At 47.0% G+C, this 25,756-nt stretch carries 27 protein-coding genes; 7 read left to right on the plus strand and 20 right to left on the minus strand.

The features are described 5' to 3' along the window. Positions 1–2: 2 nt before the first annotated feature. Positions 3–830: a 3'(2'),5'-bisphosphate nucleotidase CysQ gene (gene cysQ / locus WH43_RS03645; protein ID WP_053423297.1), complete on the minus strand. Its 828-nt coding sequence runs from the start codon at positions 828–830 to the stop codon at positions 3–5. Further along, complete coding sequence (nudE, locus tag WH43_RS03650; RefSeq protein WP_053423298.1) at positions 817–1,395, minus strand: ADP compounds hydrolase NudE; 579 nt, start codon at positions 1,393–1,395, stop codon at positions 817–819. Before nudE ends, cysQ begins: the two co-directional genes overlap by 14 nt. Positions 1,396–1,456: 61 nt before the next feature. On the opposite strand from nudE, the gene yrfG reads away from it, so the two are divergent. Next, the gene (gene yrfG / locus WH43_RS03655; RefSeq protein WP_053423299.1) at positions 1,457–2,131 is read left to right on the plus strand and encodes a GMP/IMP nucleotidase; all 675 of its coding nucleotides are present in this window, start codon (positions 1,457–1,459) and stop codon (positions 2,129–2,131) included. A gap of 113 nt (positions 2,132–2,244) precedes the next feature. On the opposite strand, the gene WH43_RS03660 is transcribed toward yrfG, so the two are convergent. Genes WH43_RS03660 through gspC form a run of 12 tightly spaced genes read right to left on the minus strand, consistent with a single transcriptional unit; the run spans position 2,245 to position 13,424 of the window. Next, complete coding sequence (locus WH43_RS03660) at positions 2,245–3,003, minus strand: type II secretion system protein N (protein WP_053423300.1); 759 nt, start codon at positions 3,001–3,003, stop codon at positions 2,245–2,247. Next, the gene (locus WH43_RS03665) at positions 3,004–3,468 is read right to left on the minus strand and encodes a type II secretion system protein M (protein WP_053423301.1); all 465 of its coding nucleotides are present in this window, start codon (positions 3,466–3,468) and stop codon (positions 3,004–3,006) included. It abuts the gene before it with no gap. Further along, positions 3,465–4,655 (minus strand): type II secretion system protein GspL, encoded by a 1,191-nt coding sequence (gene gspL, locus WH43_RS03670; protein WP_053423302.1) that lies wholly within the window; start codon positions 4,653–4,655, stop codon positions 3,465–3,467. Before gspL ends, WH43_RS03665 begins: the two co-directional genes overlap by 4 nt. Next, positions 4,652–5,635: a type II secretion system minor pseudopilin GspK gene (gene gspK, locus WH43_RS03675; RefSeq protein ID WP_286049446.1), complete on the minus strand. Its 984-nt coding sequence runs from the start codon at positions 5,633–5,635 to the stop codon at positions 4,652–4,654. The genes gspL and gspK overlap by 4 nt, the downstream gene beginning before the upstream one ends. After that, positions 5,632–6,243: a type II secretion system minor pseudopilin GspJ gene (gene gspJ / locus WH43_RS03680; RefSeq protein ID WP_053423304.1), complete on the minus strand. Its 612-nt coding sequence runs from the start codon at positions 6,241–6,243 to the stop codon at positions 5,632–5,634. Before gspJ ends, gspK begins: the two co-directional genes overlap by 4 nt. Beyond that, the gene (gspI, locus tag WH43_RS03685; protein ID WP_053423305.1) at positions 6,230–6,601 is read right to left on the minus strand and encodes a type II secretion system minor pseudopilin GspI; all 372 of its coding nucleotides are present in this window, start codon (positions 6,599–6,601) and stop codon (positions 6,230–6,232) included. Before gspI ends, gspJ begins: the two co-directional genes overlap by 14 nt. Beyond that, positions 6,598–7,236, minus strand: a complete 639-nt coding sequence (gene gspH, locus WH43_RS03690) for a type II secretion system minor pseudopilin GspH (RefSeq protein ID WP_053423306.1) — start codon at positions 7,234–7,236, stop codon at positions 6,598–6,600. Before gspH ends, gspI begins: the two co-directional genes overlap by 4 nt. Positions 7,237–7,238: 2 nt before the next feature. Further along, complete coding sequence (gspG, locus tag WH43_RS03695; RefSeq protein WP_053423307.1) at positions 7,239–7,676, minus strand: type II secretion system major pseudopilin GspG; 438 nt, start codon at positions 7,674–7,676, stop codon at positions 7,239–7,241. 3 nt (positions 7,677–7,679) lie between these two features. After that, positions 7,680–8,900, minus strand: a complete 1,221-nt coding sequence (gene gspF / locus WH43_RS03700; RefSeq protein ID WP_053423308.1) for a type II secretion system inner membrane protein GspF — start codon at positions 8,898–8,900, stop codon at positions 7,680–7,682. After that, positions 8,900–10,408: a type II secretion system ATPase GspE gene (gene gspE / locus WH43_RS03705; RefSeq protein ID WP_053423309.1), complete on the minus strand. Its 1,509-nt coding sequence runs from the start codon at positions 10,406–10,408 to the stop codon at positions 8,900–8,902. The genes gspF and gspE overlap by 1 nt, the downstream gene beginning before the upstream one ends. Next, positions 10,408–12,489 (minus strand): type II secretion system secretin GspD, encoded by a 2,082-nt coding sequence (gspD, locus tag WH43_RS03710; protein ID WP_053423310.1) that lies wholly within the window; start codon positions 12,487–12,489, stop codon positions 10,408–10,410. The genes gspE and gspD overlap by 1 nt, the downstream gene beginning before the upstream one ends. A 26-nt stretch (positions 12,490–12,515) precedes the next feature. Then, positions 12,516–13,424: a type II secretion system protein GspC gene (gene gspC, locus WH43_RS03715; protein ID WP_053423311.1), complete on the minus strand. Its 909-nt coding sequence runs from the start codon at positions 13,422–13,424 to the stop codon at positions 12,516–12,518. A gap of 144 nt (positions 13,425–13,568) precedes the next feature. Here gspC and hslR point away from each other — a divergent pair, with 144 nt between their 5' ends. The 3 genes from hslR to WH43_RS03730 all read left to right on the plus strand — a co-directional run bounded on the left by hslR (position 13,569) and on the right by WH43_RS03730 (position 16,600). Further along, positions 13,569–13,979, plus strand: a complete 411-nt coding sequence (hslR, locus tag WH43_RS03720) for a ribosome-associated heat shock protein Hsp15 (RefSeq protein ID WP_053423312.1) — start codon at positions 13,569–13,571, stop codon at positions 13,977–13,979. Positions 13,980–13,995: 16 nt separating this feature from the next. Further along, the gene (gene hslO, locus WH43_RS03725; protein ID WP_053423313.1) at positions 13,996–14,844 is read left to right on the plus strand and encodes an Hsp33 family molecular chaperone HslO; all 849 of its coding nucleotides are present in this window, start codon (positions 13,996–13,998) and stop codon (positions 14,842–14,844) included. Positions 14,845–15,058: 214 nt separating this feature from the next. Further along, a complete protein-coding gene (locus WH43_RS03730) occupies positions 15,059–16,600 on the plus strand; it encodes a phosphoenolpyruvate carboxykinase (RefSeq protein WP_053423314.1) in 1,542 nt (513 codons plus the stop codon). A gap of 54 nt (positions 16,601–16,654) precedes the next feature. Here WH43_RS03730 and envZ read toward each other — a convergent pair whose 3' ends face one another. The 3 genes from envZ to WH43_RS03745 form a co-directional block, all read right to left on the minus strand. Next, positions 16,655–17,965, minus strand: coding sequence for a two-component system sensor histidine kinase EnvZ (envZ, locus tag WH43_RS03735; RefSeq protein WP_053423315.1), 1,311 nt, complete (start codon positions 17,963–17,965; stop codon positions 16,655–16,657). Continuing rightward, positions 17,966–18,691: an osmolarity response regulator transcription factor OmpR gene (ompR, locus tag WH43_RS03740; RefSeq protein WP_053423316.1), complete on the minus strand. Its 726-nt coding sequence runs from the start codon at positions 18,689–18,691 to the stop codon at positions 17,966–17,968. It lies immediately after the preceding gene. A gap of 94 nt (positions 18,692–18,785) precedes the next feature. After that, a complete protein-coding gene (locus WH43_RS03745) occupies positions 18,786–18,998 on the minus strand; it encodes a hypothetical protein (RefSeq protein ID WP_053423317.1) in 213 nt (70 codons plus the stop codon). 296 nt (positions 18,999–19,294) lie between these two features. Here WH43_RS03745 and greB point away from each other — a divergent pair, with 296 nt between their 5' ends. From greB to WH43_RS03760, 3 genes are all read left to right on the plus strand, one after another. Next, complete coding sequence (gene greB, locus WH43_RS03750) at positions 19,295–19,780, plus strand: transcription elongation factor GreB (RefSeq protein WP_053423318.1); 486 nt, start codon at positions 19,295–19,297, stop codon at positions 19,778–19,780. Positions 19,781–19,788: 8 nt separating this feature from the next. After that, positions 19,789–21,153 carry an aldehyde dehydrogenase family protein gene (locus WH43_RS03755; protein ID WP_053423319.1) on the plus strand — a complete coding sequence of 455 codons (1,365 nt, stop codon included), beginning with the start codon at positions 19,789–19,791 and terminating at the stop codon, positions 21,151–21,153. A 142-nt stretch (positions 21,154–21,295) separates the two neighbouring features. Then, complete coding sequence (locus WH43_RS03760) at positions 21,296–23,617, plus strand: Tex family protein (RefSeq protein ID WP_053423320.1); 2,322 nt, start codon at positions 21,296–21,298, stop codon at positions 23,615–23,617. A 67-nt stretch (positions 23,618–23,684) separates the two neighbouring features. Here the strand turns inward: WH43_RS03760 and WH43_RS03765 are convergent, their stop codons facing one another. The 3 genes from WH43_RS03765 to bioH all read right to left on the minus strand — a co-directional run bounded on the left by WH43_RS03765 (position 23,685) and on the right by bioH (position 25,725). After that, entirely contained in the window at positions 23,685–24,563 is an 879-nt protein-coding gene (locus WH43_RS03765; RefSeq protein WP_053423321.1) for a putative metalloprotease CJM1_0395 family protein, read from the minus strand. 9 nt (positions 24,564–24,572) lie between these two features. Then, the gene (locus tag WH43_RS03770; protein ID WP_286049447.1) at positions 24,573–24,845 is read right to left on the minus strand and encodes an excinuclease ATPase subunit; all 273 of its coding nucleotides are present in this window, start codon (positions 24,843–24,845) and stop codon (positions 24,573–24,575) included. Positions 24,846–24,969: 124 nt separating this feature from the next. Then, positions 24,970–25,725, minus strand: coding sequence for a pimeloyl-ACP methyl ester esterase BioH (bioH, locus tag WH43_RS03775; RefSeq protein WP_053423322.1), 756 nt, complete (start codon positions 25,723–25,725; stop codon positions 24,970–24,972). Positions 25,726–25,756 lie beyond the last annotated feature (31 nt).

A 25,756-nucleotide genomic window follows, 5' to 3' on the forward strand; every position in this document is an offset into this window, starting at 1 on the left:
AGTTAGTCTAAGTTTCTTGTGGCGCTGTGGGCGCGGATCAGTTCAGTCCATGGCACTTCAGAGCGGCCTATCACCATAAAATCGGGGTTCGACAAAGTTTCACGTTGGTTATAGCTTAAAGGTGCAAACTGACTATCAAGAATTTTACCACCCGCTTCTTCGACTATTACATGCACAGCAGCCGTATCCCACTCGCCGGTAGGACCCAAACGCAGGTAACAGTCGGCACCGCCTTCCGCCACCAAACAGCTTTTTAATGAGCAACTGCCAAGTGCTATAAATTCTGAGCAGGCAGGTTTGTTTAACAACTGATGAATATGCTCTATCGGCTGGCGTCGACTGACCGCAATTTTAAGTAACTCACCGGATTGGTGCTGATTCACCTGAATACGGTTGATCAAATGTTGCTGCTGCTTAAAAGCCCCGTGCCCCCGGGTGGCGTAATACCAGATTTGTTCTTTGGGCCAATAAATGACCCCAAGTACAGGCCAGCCATGCTCTACCAGAGCGATGCTGACGGCAAAATCACCACTACGGGCAATAAACTCTTGCGTGCCGTCCATAGGATCAATCAGCCAGTAACGTGGCCAGTCCTGGCGCTGGCGCAGCGGCAGCAAATGCATTTCTTCGGAAACGATAGGAATATCAGGAGCCAGCTCAGTTAACGCATGCAAAATCAGCGCATTCGCAGCCAAATCAGCACTGGTGACAGGGCTTTCATCTGCTTTGTGTTTGGCTTCATAGTCGCCACTCTGGTAGATAGACCATAAGGTATCTCCAGCGGCTCGAGCTGCTTCTTTAACAGGTTCTAATAACCTACTTAAAAACATCCTGATGCTTATCCAGATAATCTCGGGCTAAGAATAAGGCCGCTACACTGCGCGCCTCAGTGAAATCGCTTTGGTCTAACAGTTCAAATTGCTGTTGCCACTGCCATGGCACCAGTTCTAAAGGTTCAGGTTCATCCCCTGGCAAACTGGAAGCCGTTAAATCCAACGCTAATACGATATGCATTGTAGCACTAAAGTATCCCGGAGCTAAGGCCACGGTTTTTAAAGGAATTAACCGTCCTGCCTTAAAACCTATTTCTTCCTGTAATTCCCGATTTGCCGCTTCTACGACTGTTTCACCCGGATCGATTAAACCCTTGGGGAAACCCAGCTGATAATCATGAGTACCAGCGCAGTATTCTCGTATTAAGTAAAAACTACCAGGTTCAGGGCAGGCCACCACCATCACAGCTCCGCGGCTTCCCCCTTTCATTCGCTCGTAGGTGCGTTGTTCACCGTTGCTGAATTGCAAATCCAGCTGTTCAATTTTAAACAGCCGGCTTTCAGCCACTAGTTTTTGATCTAAAATTTGCGGTTTTTCTTTGTCGCGGTCGCGCTGCGCCATAAAACTGCCTCTGCTACAATGGGCCATCGCCTTACTATAAATGGATTAGCCGGAAAAACCTATGCTGGACTGGAGACAAATTGATACCGTGTTGTTGGATATGGACGGTACTTTGCTGGATTTACACTTCGACAACTATTTCTGGCTTGAGCACTTACCCAAACGTTGGGCTGAACTTAGCGGTATTAGTGTGAGTGATGCCAAACAGCAACTCGAAGCAGAATACCATGAACTGAACGGCAAAATAGAGTGGTATTGTCTGGATTACTGGACGAAAAGACTGTCATTGCCCATCACAGAACTAAAGCGTGAAGTGATGGATAAAATTCAGATGCGCGCCGATACACCGGCTTTTTTAATGGCATTAAAACAGTCTGGCCGCAAAGTTATTTTGGTCACCAATGCTCATCCGGATTCTTTGTCGTTAAAAATTGAGCGCACTACTCTGGCCAGTTACATAGATACTTTGGTATCGACTCATGAATTTGGTGTAACTAAAGAACAACAAGAGTTATGGCAAAGACTGCAACAACGTTTTGGTTTCGACCCAAAGCGTACTTTATTTGTCGACGACAGTCTGCCAATACTGCAATCAGCGCAACGTTTTGGCATAGGTCATTTATTGGCAGTCGCCAACCCGGATAGCCAAAAACCCAGCAGAGCTATCACTGAGTTTCCGGCTATAGAGGATTATTCGGTGTTACTGGCGGATATTCAGGCAACATCCTCTAATTGATTGAAGTTGCAACGAGGCGACCAGTGAATGAGTCCCCATGAACATAGGCCACTATGTGATTGGGACGAGAGAACACAGTCAACAAAGTTGCGCCTTCAAGTAAGACCGGGAGACTAGCGGCTCTGTAATTTCAGAGTAAACCGCCCCTCTGCATCAGGCTGCCCGACAAATTGCATCGCCTGATGCACTTCTTTTGGCATGCTGGCGTCTGGTTTGAGCGTGCCATTGAGCTGATAGTTACCCTGTTCGCCAATCAGCGCCGTTACATTCAACGCCAGTGGATTGCCAGGTTCAGTCACCATTTGCAGCTGGCCCTGCTCACAGCTTAAAGTCGCATCTATAGCTTTTAAATCAATCCATCCTGATGGCGCCTGAAACTTGGCGTCCAGCCAGCTGGCTTTACCTGCCAATTGCTCGCACCAGGGTTGTCCCATACTGAACTGCTGAATATTCACTAGCATAGTACCGCTGGCAGCGACCTGAAACGGCAAACGCAATTTCAGTAAAGGGATGATAGGCTCAACCGGCAAACGTAACTGGCTGCTTTCAATCGTTAATCCTGAGAAACCATAAGAAAGCTGAGCTTTGGCATAAGGCAGAGTGGTTTGGCGAATTTGGCCAATATCGAGTGACAACGCCAGTTTCCCAGTCAATAAAGCCCATGGCTTTAATTGCCAATTGACCTGCTGCAGTACATAACCATTCAGTGATACTGCTTGGATCTGACCTTGCCACAAAGTACCACTGACTGGCCCTAACTGAATTTGTGAAGGCAAAGGCACCAGCTTTAACCACCAGGCAGCAGGTGCCAGGATCACTAAAAACACCAGATACAAACCAAGAGCGACCGGGATTATTTTTTTATAGTTCATTTACGACTCGACCAATAAACGACGAACACGCACCATACCAGGCGCATCGGCTACAGCTAAATCCAGCTGCACTATGCTGACATTGTGCTGATACTGTAATTCATGCAACCAGGCCAGTAGTTGGTCAAAACTAATATCATTCAGCATCACCTGCATCTGATCATTTTGTGGCTGCATCCGGCTGACCTGAATTTTATGGGTGCGGGCACTGGAACTAATCAAATCAGTGAGACTGCCCTGAACCTTAGTCTGTGCTGAGACCGCAGGGTAACTGCGGACCTGTAATAACTGCTGACTGATCTGTTGCAACTGTTGCTGCTGGGTCTGATAACTCTGATGCAAAGGAGCCCACACCAACCAATAAAAAGCAGCTATCACTAAAGTCACACCCGCACCAAGCAGCAACTGTTGTTCACGTTTTTGCAGCGACAGCCACCAGCTGTGTAGTTGTTGTATTTGACTCATGTTTTCACCTTCATCGCTACTGTGCCCTGGACTTTGCCACCTTCGTTACTTAAAGCCCCTTGTTTCACTTCAAAGCCTTTTTGTTCCAGTCGGGTTTTTAAGTTGTCAAAGCGCTGGAAGCTGTCTGCTTCAGCCTGAAACCGCAGTTCGCTGTTTTTTTGGTCGTACTTTAAATTATCTAAACGCACATTCGTTGTTGCCGCCAGTTCCTGCTGTAAATCATTCAGCAGACTAAATAAACTGCTGTCCTGAACAGCGCCCCCGCCTTGTAATTTACGTGCCAGTTGACGGGAAATATCACGGGTCGACTCGGCTGGAAAGCGGCTTTTATACAAAGTCACTAATTCTGCCCTTTGTTGCTGCAGCATTTGCCCTTGCTGCCAGACCCCAAAGGCTAAAGTGAGCAGATACAACGCCAGACAAGATGTACCCAGCACAATAGAACTTTGCCACAATGACCAGACTTTATTCCCGGCTTTTTTGGGCGCGTACTGCCCTTGTAACAGGCTAAATTTTTGTTCCGGCAATTGTTGCGCCAGTAAAGCTAAAGGCAATTCAGGCTCTGCCGCCTGCACATTTTGCAGTAGCTCTGCTGGCCAGGGGCTGTAGCTGTGAATTAACTCAATATTCGCCAGACTTAAAAAGTCTGGCCACCAACCAGGTTCAATACTGGACGCTTGCCAAGGGCCCTGACGTAACAACCATTGCCCCGCCAGCTCTATAGCGGAAGCGCCATCCTGATGCAAAGGCAATAACAACGCATCAGGCAACAGCTGCATAGGCTGAAAACCTGCAACCACTAAAGAACCGACCCACTGTTCCAGTTGCACTTTTTTACACAGAGCCACTTGCTGCCAATATTCTTTACCACGCTGCTGGCATTGACCTAAGGCCAGATACAGCTGCTCTATATCCTCAGCATGCTCTTCTTCGAGCATGTATGGTAAGGCCTGAATAATTTGCCGGTTAGGTTTTGCAGGCAGTAAAACCTCACTTAACACCACATCAGCGGCTGGCACTAAAGCCACCACGGGACGACGGCCTAGACGCTCGGACAAAGCAGACAGCTCATCAGCGCAAGCCAGTTGCCCCGATGCGATAATCTCTTTATTGACGGCGGACCAAACCAACCAACTGATTGGCTGCTGTGGCTGACTGCCCAGTCTTATTATTAATTGTTCGTTCACCACTGGCCTCCAAACCGCCGCGCTATCACTTTTACCTTTTGTTGCTCATCAATCACCAGTACAGATGCCAGATTAAACACGGTATCCATGTAAGTCACTGTAGTTTCGAGCAAAAAATAATTCGAATTTATTGCCATCATGGCTTTGACCTCGTCCGTGACACTGATACTGGCCAACTGCGGACTGGCCCAAACTTCGTCCAAACTGGCAAATCCTTCTTCCGGTCTGCTGCCGATCAAATCCGAGGCAGCACTTTCATCCAGTTCAGGAATATAAGCCGATAACAAAGCAGCATTTTCCGCTGTCAGCGTGTTGAGATTCAGCTTGCTGCTACTGACTTTAGGGATCACACAAACCCAGGGCCGCACCAGCTCGTAATCTGCCGGCGTTAAATCCAGCATCACCCGTAATTCAGAAACCGACCCCATTAAACTATTGGCGGTATAAAACGGCATCTGCAAACCTGCATAGTCGTCCTGCTCAGCACCGCCTGCAATTTGCAATAAACTGTCTGCATCCAGCCAGTCACTGATGCGAGCTGTTAAATATTCAGCTGGCATCGACAAATCCGTCGCCTTTAATTCAAGCAATCGCTGAAAGGCTTTTTGGCTAGCCGTTTGACCCGCACCCACCTGCTGCTGATCGGCGGGTCGCTGTAAATTATTTAAGTTAAAGCAGCTTTGTAAATCAATCAGCTTGCCAGTGATAGTGCCGTTATCGACTGGAAAGGTCGCGCCAAGTTGAGCCCAGTCCTGCGATAAGTTTACTGTCTCTTTACCCGCTACCGTGCTTTTCAGCAAGCGGATACTGGCCTGCTCTGCCGCTATACCATACCAATAAGCCTGTTGCTGTTGCTGTAAATTCAGTTGTCGCTGCAACTGCAACTGCAAACGGCCACTCATGCCCACAGCGATGACGACAACTAAAGCGACAATCATCATCACCACCACTAATGCCACACCAGACTGACGGCGCATCATGTTAATCCGTTCATCAGGGTATAAAAACGCTGCATTTCGCCCAGTTGCTCATGGGTAATAGTCAAGCGCATTGCTTTGGGCAATTTCTCCTCATTCCAGGTTTCCAGCCATTCTTCGTCTTTTAAGAATTCCACTTTAAAACCTGTGACTCTGTCCAGCAAAGGCTGTACTTTGGGCTCAGTGCCTGTGACTGCATCCGGAAATAAACTAAACAGTCGTTCAATTTTGCCTTCACGAAAACGATACCCAACGGCCTGAATTTCGCTGCGCGGCAGCACCATGCCGGGGTTACGCCAGCCATTGTGCACAAAAGCAAAACCACCCTCTTCGCTTTCCAGCATCAGTTTGTCACCCAGCAAAGGAGATTTGACGGGTTCTTCGCCTTCTACCCTGATCTGCCTTGCGCTGATTTGCGCTAAATCGCGCTCTAAAATCAGGAAAAAGCGCTGTATCTGTGCCAAGCGCTCTGCCGCTTTTTGCGATGCGGCATCAGACTCTGTCACACTCGACAACACGCTGGCTGAAGCCAACCCCACCAAAGCGAAAATAGCCATTGCCAGCAACATTTCAATAAAGGTAAAACCACGCGCAGTATTAACGTTCAGCATCGGCTTTACCTACGAAGGTTTGCGACTGATACACCACTTTTTCGGGGTTATCAGCCAGACTGACCTTCACTATCACAGCACTGAAATTAGCATCTGCAGTTTTTTGAATCTCCTGTTGCCATAACCAGCTGCGGTTAGCAAATTCCACAGTTTTTTGTGTGTTCTTCAGCGGCCAGGTTTTCTCCAGAAATACTGCATTTAATTGATTTTCGGCGACATAAGCAGCAAAAGTCATATTCTCCAGATGAGAAATAGAATTCATATGCTCAGAGGCGGCTTTCATCACCGCAGCCCCCGCTGTGGCAAACACGGCCATAGCGATCAGCAACTCTATCAGGGTAAAGCCTTTGCTTTTCATGGTCTGTCATTTTCCACTGCAGATTTAACCAGCGGAATACTGTATTCACCTTTGAGCGCCTGATACCAAAAAGGGCGCTCAGTTTCATCCGCCAATACCAACTGAAAAGGACTGATGTCGCCGGAAGATAAAATATAGATGTTGGGTAACAAAGGTTTCTCACGGGCTTTTAACGGACCTTTGGCCTTGTCGTCCTGGTCAGTTTTTTTATCGTTCTCTTCAGCTGCTTCTTCTTGCTGCTCGAGCAATTCCTCCTGCAGTTTACGGAACTCTTCCTGCCCTAAAATACTGTCTTCAGCCCAGCTTAAGCCGTCCAGCTCCAGCTCTGCCCTTATGGTTTCAGGCCAGGGGTGGAATTGCATAAATTTAGGCTCAGCCACTTCCAGCCACTTTTGACCGTTGTGGACCAAAAACTGATAGCCTTTGTCGTTCAGCATCAGGCCAAAATCCTGCTGCTTTAAAATAGCGGTCTCAGACAGTACCTGCACCAATTGCTGTAACCTGTCCGTTTCTTTTTGAATACGTGAAGGTCTGGATTCACTAACAAAATTCACCACCACGTAGGATGCCATTAAGCCAAGCAACAGCATCACTAACATGATTTCCAGCAATGTAAAACCGCGGTGGTGTTTCATTTCTAGTTTTGCTGCTCTTCCGGCGCATCCAGATTCCAGTTACCTATATCGTCATCTGTGCCGGCAACACGATCTGGCCCCATTGAATACACGTCAATACGGCCCATCTCACCCGGACTGACTAACAGATAATCGTTGTCCCACGGATCTTTTTGCAGACGTTTAATAAAACCACCTTCAGGGAAAGAGCGAGGCACTGGTTCTGAAGTCGCTTGGGTGACTAAGGCCTGTAATCCTTGTTCTGTGGTTGGATAAAAACCATTGTCCAGCTTGTACAAATCCAGAGCATTCTCCAGCTGTTGAATGTCCACCACCACTTTTTGTCTGGCTGCTTTTTCCTGATTACCCATTAAGTTAGGTACGACCATACTGGCGATCACACCCAAAATAACAATAACCACCATCACTTCCAGCAGGGTAAAACCCTTTTGTTGTTGCATTTTCTAACCTCCGACTAAATTGTTTAACGCCAAAATAGGCTGCAGAATCGCCATTACAATAAATAAAACTATGCCAGCCATCACGGCAACTAAAACAGGTTCAAATACTTTCAATGAAACAGTCACCAGAGTTTCAAATTCCCTGTCCTGCGTATTAGCAGCACGCTCCAACATGCCATCGAGCTGACCACTTTTTTCGCCAGAGGCAATCATATGCAGCATCATAGGTGGGAATAATTTGGTTTGCTCCAGCGCATTTTTCAGCGAAGAGCCTTCACGTACTTTTAAGGTCGCTTCAGCTATAGACTGGCGCATGTAACTGTTATCCAGCACATCCGCACTAATACGCATAGCTTCGAGTAAAGGCACGGCACTGGCGTTCAGAATACTTAAAGTCCGGGCAAAACGGGCAGTGTTTAAACCCCGGCTGACTTTACCAATCAAGCCCAACTTTAACTGCCTTGTGTCCATCTTCAATTTAAAGGCAGGCTTTTGCATTGCCCTTTTAAAGGCCGCCACGGCCAGAAAAACGGCCAATACCACCAAAAGGCCGTAGGAACGTAAAAAGTCACTGGCTGCTATTAAAAACAAAGTAGAACCGGGCAAACTTTGTCCCATATGCTCAAACTGACCGACAATCTGCGGCACCACAGCAGCCAGCAAAATACTGATCACTGCGATGGCAAAAAAAGTCAAAATAGCCGGATACAACAAGGCCTGCATAATTTGACTGCGCATGTGCTGACGCTGTTCAGTGTAATCCGCTAGCCGGTTTAATACTGCATCCAGATGGCCTGACTTTTCGCCTGCCGCCACCATAGATGTGAACAAGTGATCAAACACATAAGGAAATTCCGCCAGACCTTCAGCCAGGCTGTAGCCTTCGACTACTTTAGAACGAACAGACATCATCATGCTGCGCAAACGGGCTTTGTCACATTGCTCAGACACCGCAAGCAGCGCGTTTTCTATGGGTAAACCAGCTTCAATCAAGGTCGACATTTGGCGGGTGATCAACGCCAGTTCACTGGCCTTGATGCCGGATTGGAACCACTTCTTACCAGACGCCAGCAGCTTTTCCTGTCGGGAAGCCAAGTCTAAACTCAGTGGCGTTAGTTTTTGCTCACGCAATAACTGACGGGCCTGACGGGCATTATCGGCCTCCAATACCCCTTTACTGCGACGCCCTTTGGCGTCCATGGCCTGGTATTCAAAAGCTGGCACTACAGATCCTCTCGGGTCACACGCAACACTTCTTCTAGTGTGGTTTCACCCGTTAACACTTTGCTGAAACCGTCCTGACGGATACTAGGGCTTTGAGTGCGAATATATTTTTCAATAGCCTGCTCACCTTTACCGTTATGGATAAGCTCACGGGTATGTTCATCCACCACCAACAGCTCATGAATACCAGTACGGCCGCGATAGCCGGTTTGATTACAATGTTCACAACCTACAGCACGGTAAATCAGGGTGCCGTCTTTTTTTGTCACACCAAGCAGAGCTCGTTCTTCTTTATCCGGTTCATGGGCTTGTTTACAGTGCGGACATAAAGTACGCACCAGACGCTGAGCCAATACACCCAATAAACTGGAAGAGAGTAAAAAAGGTTCAACCCCCATGTCTTCCAGACGAGTGATAGCACCAGCTGCGGTATTGGTGTGCAGTGTGCTCAATACCAGGTGGCCTGTTAAACTGGCCTGTACTGCAATTTGGGCAGTTTCTAAATCGCGGATTTCGCCGACCATCACCACATCAGGGTCTTGACGTAAAATAGCACGCAAACCACGGGCAAAAGTCATGTTGACCTTGGTGTTGACCTGCGTCTGGCCTATGCCTTCTAACTCATATTCAATAGGGTCTTCCACGGTCAGAATATTGCGGTCTTTGGTGTTGATTTCGGTCAGCCCCGCATACAAGGTGGTACTTTTACCTGAACCTGTAGGGCCTGTAACCAGAATAATGCCGTGTGGCTTTAAAATTTGCTGCGAAAAACTTTGCTGCACCGCAGCTGTCATGCCGAGCTTATTCAGATCCAGATGGGAGTTATTTTTATCCAGTAAACGTAATACCACCCGCTCACCGTGACTGGAGGGCATAGTAGATACACGCACGTCTACGGCACGACCGGCTATACGTAAACTGATACGGCCATCTTGCGGCACACGCTTTTCAGCAATGTCCAGCTTGGCCATCACTTTGATACGGGAGACCAGCAAGCTGGATAACTTACGGTTAGGTTTCAACACTTCCTGTAACACCCCATCGACCCGGAAACGAACCACCAGATTTTTCTCAAAAGTTTCGACGTGAATATCTGAGGCGCCTAACTTGATCGCTTCGCCAAGCATGGCGTTGATCAATTTAATAATAGGCGCATCATCTTCGTTTTCTAATAAGTCTTCGGTTTCCGGGATTTCATCGGCCAGCGAGGCTAAATCTACCTCGTTGCCGATATCCTGCATGATTTGTTGAGCTTCGGATGAGTCTCTTTGATAAGACGCTTCCAGCAAAGCGTCAAATTCAGTTTGCTGTAGCTTTTGTACTTTAAAAGGAGCAGACAATAAACGTCGTACTTCAAGTAAAGCGGTTGGAGGGGTTTGAGGATTAACAACCAACAACCAGCCGTCCGCCTGAGCCTGCAACAACACACCAAAACGTTTAGCAAAACCAAAAGGCAAACGCACCTTGGCTGCAGCAGGTTGCATCTCATTCAGATCAACAGCAGACATTAGTTATTCCCCTGCTCTACAGGTTCAACTACGGCTTTGTCCTGGGCCTGTTTTTTCTGTAAATACTCATCAAAAGTCGGCGGAATAATTAAGGTCTCATCAAATTCCGGCATAGCTGGTGTTTCAGCACCAGGCATCAGGTTAATACCTTTTTCGCCCTGAGCCAGCTGTTGCGCCCGCACATAGTTGTACTTACGCTGACTGACTTCACTGAGCAAGCCGTCATCCCGCATGATGGTTGGTTTGATAAAAATCATCAGGTTACGCTTACGTTTGCTGGATGAGGTGGAGCGAAATAAAGCACCCAGCACTGGGATATCACCTAACAGTGGTACTTTGGATTCACTTTGTTGCACATCTTCATCAATCAAACCACCCAGCACTACAGTGGCACCATTATCGGCCAGGACTGTGGTTTTTATTTCTCTTTTGGCGATGATAGGGTTGCCTTCAATATCACCATTACGGCCCGATACTTCCTGCTCTATGGTCAGTTTCACCGCATTACCTTCGTTAATCTGCGGTGTCACTTTGAGCTTAATACCAACTTCAATCCGATCTAAAGTAGTAAAAGGATTGGTGCCGCCTGAACCTGGGCTGGTGGTGGTCTTAATAGGTACCTCTTCACCAACAATAAAAGAAGACTCCTGATTATCTAATGTGGTCAAAGACGGAGTCGCCAGGATATTAGAATTACTGTCCGTGGTGACGGCCTGCAAAATAGCGCCCCAGTCGTTTTTTACGACGCCCAGCATCATACCGGTTACACCACCTAAGGCCTCTCCCAATTGGGTGTAGTCACCATTCTGATCCGGGTTTACCGTAGTGACGCCGGTCTCTTCGTTAACCACTGTAGTGCCTTTGACTTCACGCGCTGCCGCAGCACCTGCGGCAACCTGGCTGATAGGCACAACACCGTTATTAAACTGAGTTAAGCCGCCTTGAGCACTGATCCACTGCACGCCTAAATTGGCACCTGAGTTATCCGCAACTTCTACGATGATGGCTTCAACCAGTACCTGAGCACGACGAATATCTACTTGCCGGATCACATCTTCCAGTGAACGCAAAACATCTGGCTGAGCGGTAATCACTAAAGAGTTGCTTTCAGCATGAGCTTCGATACTGACATCACGGCCCTTACCGGATGTTCTGGCACTTTGCGCCTGCGTTGCCGCCCCCTGAGTTTCGGCTGCTATAGTGGCACTGACGCCTTGTAATACTTTGACCAGGTCTTCCGCTTTGGCGTACTTCAGGTAATAGACACGAGTATTGCCCTGATTTTCAAGCTCAGCATCTAAACGCTGCACTAAGGCAACCACACGCTCACGGGCCTGACGCTCACCACTGACAATCACACTGTTGGTGCGCTCATCGGCCACAATTTTCGGGATTAAAAACTCAGGTTGCTCAGACTTGCCCTGATTTTTATAGATATTCTCCAGAATACGCACCACTTCAGCCGAAGAGGCGTAACTGAGTTTGATGATTTCTAAATCCTGATCACCGGCTTTGTCGACCCGGGAAATAATATCAACCAGTCGATTTACCGTCTCGGCCTGACCCGTCATCATAATGACATTTGACGGGTCGTAGTTCACCACGCTGCCGCCGCCACTCTGATCGACAAACTGGCGCAATAAAGGAGCCAGTTCACGCACTGATACGTTTTTCACCTGAACCACGCGGGTGACCATTTCATCGCCCAAAGCGCCGGCATTATCACTGACTACGGGAATGTTAGAGGTTTTTGCATCTTTTTGCCGCACCACTTTCAGCACACCACTTTTCATTTCAACCACTGAAAAGTCATAGACTTCCAGTACGTTTAAAAAAAACTGGTAATACTGTTTTTCGTTCAGCATTTCATAGCTGCGCACGTTAATGCGCCCCCGCACTTGCGGATCAACAATGATAGTTTTGTTCAGATTTTTACCAACAATGTTGATAAATTCATTGATATCTGTGCCCTTAAAGTTCGGCTGATATTCAGTTGCAGTCGCAAAAAAACTCAGTAGCGCAATAGCACTCAAACCTAACCAACGGGAAATGTGCAGACGAGAAGATGTCACTGACTTCATTAGAGTTTAACCATCTTAATTAATTATTATTGTGACAGACTAAAGACGATGTCTCTGGTCTGGCCGTCACGTTCAACTTTAATTGAAGCCTGAGTTGCTTCACGTAATTCATTCATCACCATCATGGCTTGCTGCATATCATTCAGCGCAGTGCCGTTAATTTCAACAGCCACATCATTGGCTTTTAAGCCCATACGTTCAAATAATTCAGGATCTTTTCCAGGCATCACCCGATAACCATAGAGTTGACCATTGCGGTATTGAGGCGAAGCACGAATATAGTCAAAAAACTTCATTGGCTCCGACATCATTTCTTTACGCACATCTGCCAGTTCTTCAAGTGCTGGCTGAGGCCCTTCCATCATAGGTTCGGGTAGAGGCTGATAATCTACTTCCTGCAAGCCGCCATTTTGCGCAGCCATTTGCTGATACTCTATGCCGTCGAGCATCAAAGTTTCAAAGCGGGACGACACTCTGAGCAATACTCTGTCTTCAAACACCTGACTTAAGATGGCACTGGTGCCTTCTATTTTATCGTCCACACCATAAGTTTGTTCACTGCCCTGACTTTCTATAACGGCAGAACCTTGCTCTGGTTTACCTGACACAGACACCACACCGGTCAGTTTGACATTCAACGTTGTTTTAGGGGCTGAAGATGGCACAGCAACAGGGGGAGCATCGGCTTTTTCTGCAGCTTTACCAAATAAACTGGCTGCTAACAAGAGCTTTAAATCCGGCGCGCCCGCTGCTTGGGCGGTCACAGCTGCACTGATAGGTTCAGCTTTCGGCGCAGGCAGAAGTTGCCAACTTAATTTAGCCAATAGCCAACAAAACAGCAGCACAAGAACTCCGGTCAGCCAGAGATTCAGGCGCTGTTGTGGCAGACGGGTAAGCCATTCAACTGCAGGTCGGGTGGAAGCAAGCCAATTCATTCTTTAATAATTCTTTTACAAAACTCATTGCATCTTACCCAGTTGTTTTGTCCTCAACAAGCCTACATATCACAATTCCGATACCTCTGACTTTCGACAGAGTCAGGGACTATACTTTATGTTCACTTGCAGCGGAGAACAGGCGTGGATAAATCAGTAAACCAGCCTACCACAGTTATATTACGTTTAGATAAATGGCTGTGGGCTTGTCGCTTTTATAAAACAAGAGCGCTGGCAAAAGACATGATCGAAGGTGGAAAAGTTCATTATAATGGCCAACGTTGTAAAGCCAGCAAAACGGTCGAGCTTGGTGCCACCATTAAACTGACACAAGGCACGGACGAACGAACTGTGATAGTTCTGGCTTTGTCTGAAAAAAGACTTGCGGCCCCTCTAGCTCAGGCTCTGTATCAGGAAACGGAAGATAGCGTAAAATTGAAGCAGGAAAGAGCTGAATTACGCAAAATGAATTTGCTATTTGCACCACATCCTGAAACCAAACCGGATAAAAAAATGCGTCGCCAGTTGCTGCTGATTAAAGCTCAGCAATCTTAAGTCTTAAGGTACTGTTATGAATCAAGATCTGTTAGTTCGTTTTTTATTTAGTCAACGCGATGTACGAGGCGAAATCGCTTACGCTTCCGATAGTTTGCAACAAATGCTGCAAAACCATGACTACCCTTACCCGGTGAAGCAATTACTGGCCGAGCTGGTGGTGGCCACAAGCTTGCTGACGGCCACCTTAAAATTGGATGGCGATATTGCGGTGCAGTTACAAGGCGATGGGCCTGTGCGTTTTGCTGCAGTGAACGGCACAGCAGAACAGGAGTTTCGTGGTGTAGCCCGTCTGCAGGCGGAAATTGGCGCCACAGGTTTTCGTGATCTGATTGGTGAAGGTTATATGCTGGTCACTATTACGCCAAAACAAGGCGAACGTTATCAGGGCATTATCCCACTGACGGGCGACAGCTTGACGGAAACCTTAGAAGCATATTTTGCTCAGTCGGAACAATTGCCGACCCGTTTATATCTCTTTACCGATCTGACCGAAAATAATAGCCGCGCTGCGGGTTTATTGTTACAGGTATTGCCGGTTGACCCTGACAAAGCCAAACAGGATTTCAATGATTTAGTGATAGTGACAGATACCATTACAAGTCACGAACTGCTGAATTTACCAACTGAACAGATGCTGCACCGCTTGTATCACGACGAAGAAGTGGAGCTGTTTGCACCACAGCAAATCCGCTTTGTTTGTGGCTGCTCACGCGAAAAATGCGAAGCCGCTATTATCAGTTTGGGCAAAGCAGTGATCGAAGAACATATAGCAGAAGGTAAACTGGACATCAGTTGTGACTACTGCAACAGTACTTACCACTTTGACAGTGCTGAATTGTCCTTATTATTGAATAAGTTCTAGTCTGAACAGCTAATCGGAGCTGGGCTAGCCCTAGCTCCGAAGCCAACAAATCAAAACTGTAACCCACCTTGTAAGTTTTCATTTTTTATCTAAATTTCCAACAAAACCCGCTCTTGCAGGGTGTTTTGCACCACCTAAATGAAGTACAATCCGTCCGAACCCTATTAAAAACCATAAATTTACCGACCTACGTACCTCAAGGAGTCACCCTACAATGACCTCTACAATCACTCGCCATGTCGATTTAACAGTGGCTGATTTAGTTGAACACGCTATTCGTCGTAATGAAGGTGTATTAGCGGACAACGGCGCTTTGGTGGTTAAAACCGGTCATAGAACTGGTCGCTCACCTACCGATCGTTTTATCGTCAAAGAAGCCAGTACAGAGCAGCATATTCAATGGGGCAACGTCAACCGTCCTTTTGATCCGGTCAAATTTTCTGCACTTTGGGCTCGTGTCAGCGACTTTATAGCGACTAAAGAACATTTTGTTTCTCACCTTGAAGTAGGTGCGGACCCGGAACACTATATTCCGATGACGGTGACTACGGAAACCGCCTGGCAACATATTTTTGCCAAAAATCTTTTTATCACTCCATCACAGTGGAACAAGTCAGGCAAAGAAACCTGGCAAATTCTGAACGTGCCTTCGTTTGAATGCGATCCAGAGCGTGACGGTACCAACAGTGACGGTACTGTGATGATCAACTTTGCAGAACGCAAAGTGTTATTAGCGGGCATGCGTTATGCCGGCGAAATGAAAAAAGCCATGTTCTCAGTACAAAACTTCCTGTTGCCAGCCAAAGGTGTACTCCCTATGCACTGCTCGGCCAACGTGGGTGAAGCAGGCGACACCACCTTATTCTTTGGTTTGTCAGGCACTGGTAAAACCACTTTGTCTGCGGACCCTAAGCGTTTCCTGATTGGTGATGACGAACACGGTTGGGCGCCTAACTCAGTGTTTAACATTGAGGGTGGTTGCTACGCTAAATGTATCGACCTGTCGAAGAAAAACGAGCCTGTGATTTGGGATGCGATCCGCTTCGGTACTATTTTGGAAAACGTGGTGTTAGATGCGAACCGTACGCCAGATTACAAAGACGCCAGCCTGACGCAAAACAGCCGCGCCGCTTATCCATTAGCTCACGTCGAAAAACGTGTGCTGGAAAACCGTGCTGGTGAACCTAAAGCTGTAGTGTTCCTGACTTGTGATGTCAGTGGTGTGTTACCACCTGTTTCTATCCTGTCAGAAGAAGCAGCTGCTTATCACTTCTTAAGTGGTTATACGGCCAAAGTAGGTTCAACCGAAATTGGTTCAACTTCTGCTATTGAATCCACGTTTTCTACCTGTTTTGGTGCGCCATTTTTCCCACGCCCAGCTGGTGTGTACGCAGAATTGCTGATCAAACGTGTGCGTGAATTCGGCAGCAAAGTGTATTTAGTCAACACGGGCTGGACCGGCGGTCCACATGGTGTAGGTAAGCGTTTTGATATCCCGACGACTCGTGGCATTATCGACGCTATCGTCTCAGGTGAATTGGCGGCAGCTGAAACTGTGCACTTACCAGAGTTAAATCTGAATGTACCGTTAAAAGTGACAGGTGTGGATAGTAATCTGCTGAACCCAAGAGATACCTGGGCAGACAAAGCAGCTTATGATCAATACGCCCACAAACTGGCCGCTGAGTTTGCCAACAACTTTAAGAAATACGATGTATCTGATGCAATCCGCAACGCAGGTCCAAAAGTAGCTTAATGTTTTTTTGACCTTGATTTGATTAAAAAAGGCTCCGCATTGCGGAGCCTTTTTTTATGCCGTTTTGGTCAAAGGCAAATACACAGTCACCACTAATCCGCCATAAGCATGGTTATGCATACTGATTTGACCATGGTGCATATCGACAATCTTCTTGATAATAGCCAAACCTAAACCTGACCCCCCACTACCACGGGCTGTATCGCCCTGCGCAAAAGGTTCAAACATACGCTGCATTTCATGCTCAGGAATACCAGGGCCGTGATCACGCACTTGTACATAGACTTTACGGCTGGCGCGCTCTACACCAGTGCTGACTTCAATAGCACCATCTGAGTACTTCAGCGCATTTTCAATCAGGTTGTTCAGCACTCGTTTAATCGCAATACGGCGCAGCGGTACCAGAGGTAAAGGTTCGTACAAGCTGGCATTAATTTCGCGTTTTTGCAGTCGATCTGCGCTGATTTGCTCCTGCACCAGCAGGTTTAAATCATCTTCGTGCAGTGCTTCCTCCTTGTGGTGGCGAATGTAGTCAATAAACTGATCGATAATGGCATTCATATCTTCAATATCACTGACAATACCCTCTTTAATCCAACTGTCCTGCTCACTCACCATTTCACTGGCCAGGCGAATACGGGTTAAAGGGGTACGCAAATCATGCGACACACCGGCCATTAACAAGGCCCGGTCTTTTTCTAATTGACTGATGCCCTTAGCCATACGGTTAAAAGCCTGAGTCACCGCTACTATCTCGGTAGAACCATGCTCAGGTAAAGGCTCTGGCATTTCACCCCGCCCTACTTTAAGTGCAGCTTGCTGTAATCCCTGTAATGGCCTGTTCAGTTGACGGGCAAACAACCAGCCCCCAGCCACACTTAAAAAACCAATCACAAAGACATAAATTTTTAGCGGTGAAAAATCGGTCTCATCCAGACCCGTTAAAGGTACTTTGACCCAATACTGTGGCGCCTGAGGCGGCTTCACCCAAAAGGCATAACTACTGTTTTGCGCTATGCGCACTTCGGCCGGCCCTCCCAGCTCAATGGACATTTCGTCAGAGAAGTAAGGGTAATAGCTGGCGTCATTTAAACCATTTAGAGGCGCAGTGGCATCGGTGTAGACTTCAATGCCCGTCGCCTGCTGGAATCTTTTGGTCAGCTCTTCCGACAGCAGCACGTCGTTATGCTCTACGTCGATAAAAACGACTTTAATTTGTTTGGCAATCAGATGGTTAATTTGCTGATAGCTGGGTTTAATCACGTAATACACTACGGACAGATACGACACCAGCTGATTAATCAGCAACAAAATACCAATCAGAAAGACGGTCTGACCAAAAGCACTGCGCGGAAACAAACGCATTTAGCTGACTGCGCCGTCAGGTACAAACACATAACCCAAACCCCAGACGGTTTGAATATAACGTGGGTTAGTTGGGTCGTCCTCCAACATACGGCGCAAGCGGGACACCTGCACATCTATACTGCGCTCCATAGCCGAATAATCACGGCCACGGGCCATATTCATTAACTTATCCCGTGACAAAGGCTCACGGGCATGTGTGACCAGCACTTTAAGTACCGCAAATTCACCGCTGGTTAAAGGCATCAGCTCTTCGCCTTTACGCATTTCGCGGGTAGCAAGATTAAACACAAAAGGACCAAATTTCACCTGACTCTCTTCCACTGCAGGCGCACCAGGTAATTCTTTTGATTTACGGCGTAATACAGCACGAATGCGGGCTAATAATTCACGCGGATTAAAAGGTTTAGGCAGGTAATCGTCAGCGCCCATTTCCAGACCAATAATACGGTCCACTTCGTCGCCTTTGGCAGTCAGCATAATGATAGGAATTTCATTTTCCTGTTGGCGCAACTTGCGGCAAATGGATAAACCATCTTCGCCCGGTAACATCAGATCCAGCACCACCAAATGGAAGTTTTCACGTTCCATTAAACGCTGCATCTGCTCAAAGTTCGCAGAGGTACGGACAATATAACCTTGTTCTACCAGATAACGTTCTAATAAAGAACGTAATCTCATATCGTCATCAACGACTAAAATTTTTGTTGTTTCTTGTCCGAGCATACCAATCCCTCCACAAATGATGCCCACTATAAACGAAAAACCCGGAGCATGGAGGCATGCGCCGGGTTCAGTTGTTACAAAGTTTGTCAGTTTTTTATTCAGGTTGTTCAGGTTGCACCTTCTCTACTTTACGCAGTGGTGGGTTCATCCACACCACATGACCGGTATGAGCACTCAGTCGGGTGGAGTTTTCCTGTTTTTCTAAGGTCTTCTGATCAATCACATAAGCGTAATCTGCTGTAGAGCTGCAGCCTGTCATCACTAAAGCCATCGCAAGGACTATCAGACCTGTTAATTTTGCTTTCATTGTTGGCCTCCTTTGTTAAGCACATTTTCACTATAGTTGGCCCGAACAAAATCGCATAGCATATTTTTGTTACATCTAAATGACAGTAATGAAATAATTTAAAAATTTTTCAAAAACAGATATAACTAAATGATTAATATAAGCTTATATCTTTATCTTCCTATATCTGAAGGAACGGTGTTTGATTGATGTTTTGTATTAACTGTTGAAATTAATCCGCGTCTCTTTCCACTTGGCTGTGAAATAGTTATAAAGTCAGCCCAAAGTAGCGTCTTTTTTATCAATCACCGGACAGCATGAGTAAAACAGAGTTAGTCACTCGCGAGGGTTATGAAGCCTTGCAACAGGAATTAAACAATTTATGGCGGGAAAAACGCCCCGATACCACAGCTAAAGTAGCATGGGCGGCCAGTTTGGGCGATCGCAGCGAAAATGCTGACTATCAATACAACAAGAAGCTTTTACGTGAAATAGATAGAAGGATCAGGTACTTACGCAAGCGTTTGGAAGTCATAAAAGTTGTGGATTACTCCCCGGAGCAAAATGGTCGGGTGTTTTTTGGTGCCTGGGTTGAGATTGAAAATGACGAGGGTGAACAACTGACCTTTCGTATCGTAGGGCCTGATGAAATTTATGGTCGCAACGACTATATCTCTATTGATTCTCCTATGGCCCGGGCTTTAATCAAAAAACAGGCAGATGAGGAAGTGCAAGTGCCAACTCCCACCGGCATCAAAGAATGGTGGATCAACAAAATCTGGTATCCCCAACAACAAGGTTAAGGAGCGTCATGTATCAGCAAGTCTTGAGTCAACAACAGCAGTATTTTTCCAGCGGCATCACTAAAAATCTGAGCTGGCGTAAACAGCAATTGAAGCAACTACAACTGCTGCTGACCACACACGAAGCTGAGCTGTTACAGGCTTTACAACAAGATCTGGCAAAACCTGCTTTTGAGGCTTTACTGAGTGAAATCAATTATCTGCATACAGATATAAAGCATTGCCTGAAAAAGCTAAAGAGTTGGGCCAGACCTCGAAGAGTCAGTACCGGGCTTCGCACTTTCCCTTCTATGGCCTTTATTCAACCAGAACCATACGGTTCAGTCCTTATTATTAGCGCCTGGAACTACCCGCTGCAGTTGGCATTAGCGCCTTTAGTGGCTGTGTTATCCGCTGGTAATTGTGCAGTGGTGAAGCCCTCAGAGCTTGCACCCGCTACTTCGGCCATCATAGCCCGCTTGCTGCCTATGTATCTGGATAAAGAGGCTGTAGTGATTGTGGAAGGCGGTGTAACAGAGACCACAGAACTTTTGAAGTTGCCTTTTGATCATATTATGTACACGGGCAATGGTCAGGTTGGCAAAATTGTATTACGTGCCGCCGCAGAGCATTTAACCCCTGTCACTTTAGAGCTGGGTGGCAAAAGCCCAGTTTATGTCGACAGTAGCGCAGACTTAAAACTAACAGCCCAGCGTATTGCCTGGGGTAAGTGGCTGAATGCCGGACAAACCTGTATAGCACCAGATTATATTCTGGCGCATAAAGACATCACAGAACCTCTGTTACAGGAAATTCATGCTCAGTTGCTGCAGATGTATGGCAGCGATCCAAAACTCAGCCCTGACTATGGCCGAATCATTAACCAACGCCACCTGCAGCGTGTACAAAGTTATCTGGATGGCATTGAAGTTTATTGTGGTGGCGCGGTGGATATAGACCAGCTGTATTTCAGTCCGACCTTAGTGTTGGATCCGCCGCTTAATAGCAGTCTGATGACAGAGGAAATTTTTGGCCCTGTTTTGCCTGTACTGACAGTCAGCGGCTTTGATGCGGCGGTGCGTTTTGTGCAACAACGTGATAAGCCGCTGTCGGCCTATTTATTTAGTAATAACAGCTCACAGCAACAACAATGGGTGGAGCGGATCAGCAGTGGCAGTCAGTGTATCAACGATGTGCTGATGTTTATGGCGGTATCTGAACTTCCCTTTGGTGGTGTAGGACCCAGCGGCATGGGTCAGTATTCAGGCAAAGCAGGCTTTGAACAATTTAGCCATTTGAAGTCTGTATTAAAACGTCCGCTTTGGCCTGAACTTCCGGTGCGTTTTGCTCCCTACGCTAGTTGGAAAGCTAAAGTACTGAGCTGGCTCAGTTAGCCATTCAGTGCAGACAAAATACGCTTCGACGTTTTGCTATTGGATTTTTTAGCCTTAACAGTGGACAATTGCCGCAGTTGAAAAGAACCAGCCTGGCTCTGAATAGAATTACAGCAGCCAGCCGCTAAGGAAGCTTTAAGTTATGTCTATGATCATTAAACAAATTGCTCTGGAAATTTCAGCACGCCCAGAGCAGGTTGCAGCAGCTATACAGTTGATGGACGAAGGCGCTACTGTGCCTTTTATCGCCCGTTACCGGAAAGAAGTAACAGGTGGCCTGGACGATACCCAGTTGCGTAATTTAGATTTGCGCTTAACTTATTTGCGGGAACTGGAAGACAGACGTCAGGTCATTATCAAAACCATAGATGAGCAAGGCAAACTGACACCAGAGTTAAAGCAGGAATTATTAGCTGCTGACAATAAAACCCGTTTAGAAGATTTATATTTACCTTACAAGGCCAAACGCCGTACCAAAGGCCAGATTGCGATTGAAGCAGGTTTAGAACCCTTAGCAGACGCGTTATTTAACGACCCAACTTTAGTGCCTGAACAACAAGCTACCAGCTACTTCAATGCAGAAGCGGGTTTTGCTGACAGCAAAGCTGTACTGGATGGCGTGAAATATATTCTGATGGAGCGTTTTGCAGAAGATGCAGCTTTGCTGGCGAAATTACGTCGTCATTTAAGCCAGAACGCTGTGCTGAAAAGCTCTATGGTCACAGGCAAAGAGCAGGAAGGCGCTAAGTTCCGCGATTACTTTGAACACAAAGAAGCCTTTAAAACTGTACCGTCACACCGGGCTTTGGCGATGTTTCGTGGCCGTAACGAAGGTATTTTAAACCTGCAATTACAACCTGACGCCGACGATGCTTCAGCTCACGCCGTCTGTGAGCAGATGATCGCTAATCACTTTGACATTCGCCAACAAGGCCGCGCTGCCGACGATTTCCTCCGTACTGTGGTGCAGTGGACCTGGAAGGTGAAATTACACCTGCATTTAGAAAACGATTTATTAGGCGAACTCCGCGAACAGGCCGAAGAAGAAGCCATCAAGGTATTTGCCCGTAACTTAAAAGACTTATTAATGGCAGCGCCTGCTGGTATGCGTGCCACATTAGCGCTGGACCCTGGCCTGCGCACTGGGGTGAAAGTCACGGCTATTGATGAAACCGGCAAACTGGTGGATCAAACCACTATATTCCCGCATGCGCCACAAAATCACTGGGACAAATCCGTCCGCACTTTAGCTGCTTTAGCTAAACAACATAAAATCGAGTTGATAGCTATTGGGAACGGTACCGCATCACGCGAAACCGATAAGTTAGCCGCCGATGTGATTAAACTGCTGCCAGAGCAAAACATCAGCAAAATTATGGTGTCTGAAGCTGGAGCTTCAGTGTATTCAGCCTCTGAGCTGGCCTCACAGGAATTCCCGGATCTGGATGTATCCTTACGTGGCGCTGTATCCATAGGCCGCCGTTTACAGGACCCTCTGGCAGAGTTAGTAAAAGTGGAGCCTAAAGCTATAGGTGTGGGCCAGTACCAACATGACGTTAACCAAAGTTTGCTGGCCAAGTCACTGGACGCTGTAGTCGAAGACTGCGTAAACGCTGTAGGTGTGGATTTAAATATGGCGTCCGTGCCTTTATTGGCTCGTGTTGCGGGTTTAAACAAAACGCTGGCACAAAACATTGTGGTGTACCGTGATACTCATGGTCGTTTCCAACAGCGTAAAGACTTGCTCAAAGTCGCGCGTTTGGGCCCTAAAGCTTACGAACAGGCTGCTGGTTTCCTGCGGATTAACAAAGGCCTGGATCCGCTGGATTCGTCTTCAGTTCACCCTGAAGCCTATCCTTTAGTGGAAAAAATTCTGGCGAAATTTGGCCAACCGATAGAACAATTACTAGGCAATAGCGCCTTCTTAAAAAGCCTGAATCCAGCTGACTTTGTTGATGAGCATTTTGGTTTGCCTACGGTAGAAGACGTAATTAAAGAACTGGATAAACCGGGCCGTGACCCGCGTCCTGAGTTTAAAACAGCGGCCTTTAAAGAAGGCGTCGAAACCATGGCCGACTTAAAGCCGGGCATGTTGTTGGAAGGCGTCGTCACTAACGTCACCAACTTTGGCGCTTTTGTCGATATAGGTGTGCATCAGGACGGTTTAGTGCATATCTCGTCGCTAACCGACAAATTTGTGTCTGATCCACATCAGGTGGTCAAAGCTGGCGATATAGTCAAAGTGAAGGTACTGGAAGTAGAGCTGGATCGTAAACGTATAGCACTGACCATGCGGATGGACGAACAACCTGCGGCCAAAGGCGCTGGTAGTGCTGGAAAAGAGGCTTCGCGTTCTTCGGCTGCGGGTTCAGCGAAAGCCGCTAAACCAGTCAAAACAGCTGAAGTCCCTAATGCCGCTATGGGCAATGCCTTTGCTCAGGCTTTTGCCAAGTTTAAAAAGTAACTCTGATTTACCTAAAAACAAGGCCGGATTATTCCGGCCTTTTTTATCTGTGTCAGCGGTTTGGTTTTCAGGCCATTTGCAGCAGAGGCCGCTCTGCCGGTTGAGTTGCTTTGGCGTAAAAACCAGAAATCACCTCAGAGCGCATCGACATTAAAGGGTCGCGCTGCAACGATTGAAAATCCGCTGGAATAAAATCATTGGCTTCATTATTTACCGACGTTTCAAAAGGCTCCCATTCAGTTGCGGAGCCTCCGGCTAGCTGTTCAGAGCCTGCTCTGGCCATTTGTCCAATTTCTGCAGCTAATTCAGCCTGAGCTTCCATTAAAGTGCGACTAGCCTGAGCAGCTACGGCACGATCTGCACTGGAAGGTTCAGCAGGCGCCAAAGCAGCGGCTTTGACCTGTTGCATCTTCTGAATGGTAGCGCGTGGGTCATTTGGCACTTCAGATACATCAATCTGAACTTCCCCTCCTACAGCATACTGCTGACCATCAGGGCCTGTTTCGTATTCATAGCTTGGAGCACCAGCATACTGACCGCCAATAGCAGAGTGAGCTTGTTCGTGGACTTTGACTTCCTGATCTCGGGCCTTTAATTCAGCGATACGTTTTTGTTCAGCTTGCTCTTCTTTTTGTTGCTGAGGATCATCTTTTTCTTCGCCGGAAGAGCTTTGTTTTTCTTGCTCAGAGCCAGATTGTGGATCTTTTTCAACCACAGCCTGACGATATTCCAAACCTTTGCTTTTGACGTCTTCATAAGTGGAGGGGGTAGAGCTACTGCCGTTACGGCTTTTTTCGTCAGCCATCAGGCCTTTTTCAGCAGCCGCTCTTTCCATGGCTGCAACAGGCTCAATAACTTCACGGCGCAAGTTATCGCGCCGGGCCATATCCAGGGCCGGATTACCAGTGTGCAAAGGCACATTTGGGTAATTCGAAGTTAATAACATAAAGCGTATTTACACCCTTAAATCAATAATAGAACCTAACATCTCATCTGCAGTTTTTACTGACTTCAGATTAGCTTCTGCGTTTATTTGTTCATTGGATAACGTTACCAGACTTTGCTCTATGGATGGGCTAGTACTTGGCTCAACCGGAGTTTCCAGTGCACGTTGATTACTGCTGCGAGCAGTTTGCTGATTTATATTTACGGTCGCTTCAGTCACAGCGTCAGATGCACGCTGAAAGCCCTGAAAACCGCTCGTAAAGGCTGAACTGATTTCCATCATGACCTCGTTGACTCAGTGAACACATTTGTTGAACTGCATAATTATTAGCCATTTCTCAGCAAAACGAAAGCCTGACGGCAATTATTTGCCGTCAAAATGCAGAATTATCTAATTTAGTGAAGATTTAAGCGGATAAGTGGGGCTGTAATAGGGAAATAAACTCCTGTTGATGCGAAATAAAAGGCGCATGCGAAGACTTTTGCAGTATTTCGATCTGGATCCCAGGCTGTAACTTTTGCAATAAAGGGGCAATAGCAACAGGAACTAAAGAGTCTAAACGCCCTAAGATACTAAAAACAGGCTGAGGCAAAGCGGCAAATTCTTGCCGCAAATCAAGAGTCGCCAATAACTCCAACCCACCTTGTAACGCCAAAGCGCAAGGCAAAGGCAAACTTAACACCGCTTGCTTTAATAACTTAATATCCTGGCGGGCGGTGCTGCTGCCCATCGCTTGGATCGCCAGAAACCGCTCCACTGTTAACGCCAAATCCTGCTGCAATTGACCCGCAAATTGCAGCATCACTCTGCTTTCCATACCAGGCCAATTCTCTTTCGCCATAAAACAGGGCGAACTGGCAATTAAGCCCAGTTTTTTCACTTTGTCGGGATAACGGCTGGCTAAGGCTATCGCCAATAAACCGCCTAAAGACCACCCCACCACTGTACTTTGAGCCGGGATTTGCTCAGCCAATTGGGCCAAAACGCTATCGATATCATAAGAAGCAGGGCAAGGAGACAAACCAAAACCTGGTAAATCGGGGGTATGGATCTCCAGCTCTGTTGGTAATGCCAGCATCAGTTGTGACCAAACCTGATGATTTAATCCCCAGCCATGCAGGAACACTAGTGGGTTTTGGCTAAATTTTAGTTGTTCATTCATTCGTTCGACCATACTTGTTGTTATGTCTGGC

The organism is Rheinheimera sp. KL1 (assembly GCF_001275035.1).
Lineage (GTDB): Bacteria > Pseudomonadota > Gammaproteobacteria > Enterobacterales > Alteromonadaceae > Pararheinheimera > Pararheinheimera tangshanensis.